Raw genomic sequence first — 4,659 nt, 5'->3', positions numbered from 1 at the left:
CCCCTGCCGCAGTCGCCGAAGGCGACCGCGCACCGGAACCGCTCGGCGATGCGCCCGCCCACACCGGTCGCCGCCAGGGCGCCCACGATCGAGGTGACCACCACGACCACGCCGACGTACTCGGTGGCGGTGGCGCCGCGGTCGTCCAGCGGCAGGCCGTACCACCCTCTGCCGCCCCGCCGCCCGGCGACCGGCGGTATTCGCCCGATCTGGTCCATTCGAGGAGCTCCCTTCGCACATGGTGGCCACCACCGGCCGGACCCGGAGACTACGGAGGCGAGCGAGCCGGGGCGTGGGCCCTGGGACCCCAATCCGGGCCCAGAGCGCCGACTGGGCCTGAACCGACGTCCCGCAGAAGGAAATTGGGGCGGATCTCACCGCGCTGACGTGGGGGAACGGGAATCCGGTCACGCGAATCCAGAAAGTACGCGATTAAACCTCCGACTGCTATGGAATTCAACGAGCGGGCCGCCCGGCAGATTCGGCAACGGCGTGCTCTGTGCCCAAGTGCCGTGGTCCGTCTTACTGGTGACCGAAAGGTGTTCTCCGTGTCCGAATAGCTGGATAAAGTGCAGGAGCACGGAGCAGGAGCGATTGCGGCCGACGGCAGGCGGCGGCCGGGGCGAACGGGGAACAGCGTGCCGACCGCTATAGCAGTGACCAGCGCCGACCTGGTCCTACCGCCCATGGACCAGCAGACGCCACCGGCCGTGGTCCTTCAGGCACCCGGCGACCAGTCGCTGGACCTGGCGCTGTCCGACATGCAGCTCCTGCTGGACCAGCACGGATACGTCGTCGCCGTGTACCCGTCCAACATCGCCCCCGCCCACGAACGGCGGCTGCACACCATCCGATCCGTGCTGGAGAGCGACCGCATCGCGCTGCTCAAGGTGGACCTGCCCCCGCTCGCCGTGGGCGTCCTGGTGCGCCAGTTACGGCAGTTGTCCGTCTGCGACTTCAGTGCCGGCGTGGTGGCCTCCGCCGCCAGACTGCTGGCCCACTACGTCCACGCGGGTGCGCTGCTGAACTCGGTCACCAAACTCGACCGCGTGCCCGTCAGCCTCACGTCGCACGCCAGGTCCTGGGTGCCCGGCTCCCAGTTCGCCGTACTGGCCAACCCCCGCCCGCAGCTGGTCAAGGTGGGCACGGGCGAGCTGGCCGGGCCGGATTTCGGTACCCATCTGCTGGTCGCCAAGGGGCAGCTCCAGTCGGACTGGGTGCTGGAGACGCTCGCACCCGCCTGGCAGGTGCAGGCCATGCACGAAGCGGCCCTTCCCGCGGATTCCCCCGGGTGGTGGGGTACCGCGAAGATGATCGAATTCGCCGCCTTTCTGCCCGATATCTCGGTCGTCTACCAGTTGGTTTCCTCGGTCCGCAGAGAGGTGTGCACCTGGTGCGGCAATGAACTCCTGGGTGACCGGTGCGGGTTGTGTTCCGTTCCGCTGCGGACGCAGGAGAGGCAGCGGCACACTTCAGGTGTCCTCACCCGAGGAACGGCCGCCCACCCCACCGGCTGACGACCGCACCGCGCGTTCCGGCCGCGGTTCCCGTACGGGGAAAGGCGGCCGGAACGGACGGCCGGAGCCCGCGCCCCGCCGCACTGGCCCCCGCCGGTGCCCGACGACACTCCGCTCACCCATCGGCCCATATCCCCCAACGAGGTTGCTCCGCTCATGAATGCACGGCAACGCCGCGGCGTCATCCTGCTGCTCCTGTCGGTCCTGTGCGCCTTCGGCGCGTTCGCCGGCGTGCTCTCGGTGATCAGCGACGTCAACGCGAAGGTGGGCCCCGAGGTGGCCGCCTACCAGGTGAAGACGGAGGTGGCCCCCTACACCGCCCTCGAACCGGGGCAGTTCGAGAAGGTGACGATGCCCAGACGCTGGCTCTCCAAGAACGCGGTCACCGACCTCGCGGCCATCAACGGCAAGATCGCCGTCACCCGGCTGCACGCCGGCTCGCTCCTCCAGGACGACATGCTCGTCAAGCGCCCCAGGGTGGAGAACGGAGAGCAGGAGATAGCCATCATGATCGACGCGGCGACCGGGGTGGCGGGCAAGATCCGGCCCGGCAACCTCGTCAACATCTTCGCCACCTTCGCGGCGGAGAACGAGGGCGGCAAGGCCACCTCCCGCGTCATCGTCGCCAACGCCAAGGTCATCGACGTGGGCCGGCTGACGGCCCTGGAACCCGACAGGAACCAGCGCGGCGGCGGCCCGACCGAGGCGGTGCCGATCACCTTCGCCCTCGACACCACCGACGCCCAGCGCGTCGCCTACGCCGAGTCCTTCGCCGAGCACGTGCGCCTGGCCCTCCTGCCCGAGAACAGCCCGACCACCCTGCGTCCCGGCGAGGGCAGCTACAGCCTCGACGAAGACAAGAACAAGTGAGGGCCGGATGAGCACCAGAATCCTCCCGGCGGTCGGCGACGCCGACGCCGCCCGCTCCGTCGCCACCCTGCTCAGCCAGCTCCCCGACGCGGAGCCGGCCGGGGCGCTGGGGGACTCGACCTCGCTGCTCGACACCCTCGCCCGGCTCGCGGCGGAGTCGCTGGAGGAACTGCCGGAGGTGGTGCTGGTCCACGAGCGGATCGGCCCGGTCCCCGCACTCGAACTGATCCGGGAGGTGGCCCTCCGCTTCCCGGCGGTCGGGGTCGTCCTGGTCACGGCCGACACGAGCCCCGGGCTCTATTCGGCGGCGATGGACTCCGGCGCACGCGGCCTGGTGGGCCTCCCCCTCTCGTACGAGGAGCTCGCCCAGCGGGTCCAGGCGGCGGCCGGCTGGTCCGCGGGCGTACGCCGCCACCTCGGCCAGGGGCCGGACGTCTTCACCGGGCCCGGCGGCACGCTCGTGACGGTGAGCGGAGCCAAGGGCGGGGTGGGCGCGACCGTCATCGCGGTGCAACTGGCCCTGGCCGCGAAGGCGTCCGGCCACACGGCGGCCCTCGTCGACCTGGATCTGCAGTCCGGTGACGTGGCCTCCTACCTCGACGTGCAGTTCCGCAGGTCGATCGTGGACCTCTCCACCATCCAGGACATCTCGCCCCGGGTCCTCCAGGACGCCCTGTACGAGCACGACACCGGCATGGGGCTGCTGCTCGCACCGGCGGACGGTGAGCGGGGTGAGGAGGTCAGCGACCGGGTCGTACGCCAGACCCTCAGTGCGCTCCGGCACCGCTTCGAGGTCGTGGTCGTCGACTGCGGTACGCACATGAACTCCGCCAACGCCGCCGCGATCGAGATGGCCGACCAGGCCCTGCTGGTCGCCACCCCGGACGTGGTGACGGTGCGGGCGGCCAAGCGCATGGTCCGGCTCTGGAACCGGTTGCAGATCCGCAAGGCCGAGGAGACGATCACGGTCGTCAACCGGCACACCCGCAACACCGAGATCCAGCCGCCGCTGATCGAGAAGATCACGGCGACCAAGGTGGCCCGGATCGCGGTCCCCGCCAACTTCAAGGAGTTGCAGGGGGCCGTGGACGCGGGGCGTATGCAGGACCTGGAGGCCAAGTCCACGGTGAAGCAGGCGCTGTGGTCCCTCGCGGGGGACCTCGGCCTGGTCAGGAGCGGCGAGACCGCCGAGAAGCAGGGCCGGTCCAAGGGCGACCGCGGGGCGGTGGGCGGCCGGTGGGGGCGGGGCAGATGACGTACGGGACCGGACCGGGGTACGACGGCGGGCGAGGCGATCGGCGAAACCGGCAGCGGACCCGTACGACCGGGGGGACAGTTGAACCATGAGACGTCCAGGAACGCGGCCGGCCACCGGCCGGGGAAGCGCGGAGAGGGACGGCACGCACGGTGCCGCGCCCTCGTGGCTCGCTGAGCGCCGCCCGGTGGGCGGGCTCCGGGACGACCGGGGGCAGACCGCGATCGAGTTCACGGGCACGCTCCCGCTCATCCTGATCACGCTCGCCCTGCTCTGGCAGGCCGCGGTGATCGGGTACACCTTCACCCTCGCGGGCAACGCGGCGGACAAGGCCGTGAGCGCGGCGACGAGGACCGACGGGAGCCGCCAGGCGGCCTGCGAACGTGCGGGGCGCGAGGATCTGCCGGGCGCCTGGGCGGCCGACTTCAGCTGCGGGCAGGAGGGTGACATGGTGAAGGCCCGGGTCGATGTGAAGGTGCCGCTGCTCTTCCCCTGCGCCGTCAACCTGCCGTTCACCGTGCCGGGCAGGGCGGGGGCCGCGACGGAGAGCCGGGGATGGTGATGTACCGGCGGCGGAGCGGCGCCGCGACCGAGCGCGTACGCGCAGGGGCCGAGGGCGTACGCGTATCGGCCGAGCGCGTACGCGTAGGGACCGAACCCGTACCGACCGCGCTCGCACGTGTACCGACCGAGCGCGTACGCGTACGGACCGAACCCGCACGCGTATCGACCGAACCCGTGCACGTACCGACCGAGTCCGTGCGCGCACGGACCGAACCCCACCGCGTACGGACGGGAGGCGCCGATGGCCGCCAGCGCGGGCAGGCGGCCATCGAGTACGTGGGCGTGCTCGTCCTCCTCCTGGTCGTCGCCCTCGCCGTCGTCCAGCTGGGCATCGCGGTCTACGCCGCCCAGCAGGCCCAGACCGCCTCACGGGCGGCGGCCCGTGTCGCCTCGTTCGACGGGCAGGAGGGCAGGTACGCCCAGGCGGGCCGGGCCGCCATGAGCGACTGGCTC

General features: G+C 71.3%; 5 protein-coding genes and 1 pseudogene. 5 read left to right on the top strand and 1 reads right to left on the bottom strand.

Annotation, left to right across the window (positions count from 1 at the left end):
* Positions 1-218 (bottom strand): annotated as a pseudogene (locus IH13_RS0111360) (hypothetical protein); the annotation flags it as partial.
* A 438-nt stretch (positions 219-656) separates the two neighbouring features.
* Here IH13_RS0111360 and IH13_RS0111355 point away from each other — a divergent pair.
* The 5 genes from IH13_RS0111355 to IH13_RS37235 form a co-directional block, all read left to right on the top strand.
* Complete coding sequence (locus tag IH13_RS0111355) at positions 657-1,517, top strand: hypothetical protein (protein WP_031083458.1); 861 nt, start codon at positions 657-659, stop codon at positions 1,515-1,517.
* A gap of 156 nt (positions 1,518-1,673) precedes the next feature.
* On the top strand, positions 1,674-2,387 hold the full coding sequence (cpaB, locus tag IH13_RS0111350) for a Flp pilus assembly protein CpaB (protein WP_031083456.1): 714 nt from the start codon (positions 1,674-1,676) through the stop codon (positions 2,385-2,387).
* Positions 2,388-2,394: 7 nt separating this feature from the next.
* Positions 2,395-3,642, top strand: coding sequence for a CpaE/TadZ family protein (locus tag IH13_RS0111345; RefSeq protein ID WP_031083455.1), 1,248 nt, complete (start codon positions 2,395-2,397; stop codon positions 3,640-3,642).
* 88 nt (positions 3,643-3,730) lie between these two features.
* On the top strand, positions 3,731-4,204 hold the full coding sequence (locus tag IH13_RS0111340) for a TadE family protein (RefSeq protein ID WP_031083454.1): 474 nt from the start codon (positions 3,731-3,733) through the stop codon (positions 4,202-4,204).
* 269 nt (positions 4,205-4,473) lie between these two features.
* A partial coding sequence (locus tag IH13_RS37235; RefSeq protein ID WP_420713353.1) for a TadE/TadG family type IV pilus assembly protein occupies positions 4,474-4,659 on the top strand: 186 nt, incomplete at its 3' end.

Origin of the sequence: Streptomyces sp. NRRL WC-3549 (assembly GCF_000721935.1) — a bacterium.
Taxonomy (GTDB): domain Bacteria; phylum Actinomycetota; class Actinomycetes; order Streptomycetales; family Streptomycetaceae; genus Streptomyces.
The sequence above is the reverse complement of the archived record's forward strand: the minus strand, read 5'-3'. Positions and strand labels throughout refer to the sequence as shown.

Coding starts and splice junctions, on each gene's coding strand:
- IH13_RS0111340 (WP_031083454.1), top strand. CDS start 3,731: ATGAGACGTCCAGGAACGCGGCCGGCCACCGGCCGGGGAAGCGCGGAG.
- IH13_RS0111345 (WP_031083455.1), top strand. CDS start 2,395: ATGAGCACCAGAATCCTCCCGGCGGTCGGCGACGCCGACGCCGCCCGC.
- cpaB (WP_031083456.1), top strand. CDS start 1,674: ATGAATGCACGGCAACGCCGCGGCGTCATCCTGCTGCTCCTGTCGGTC.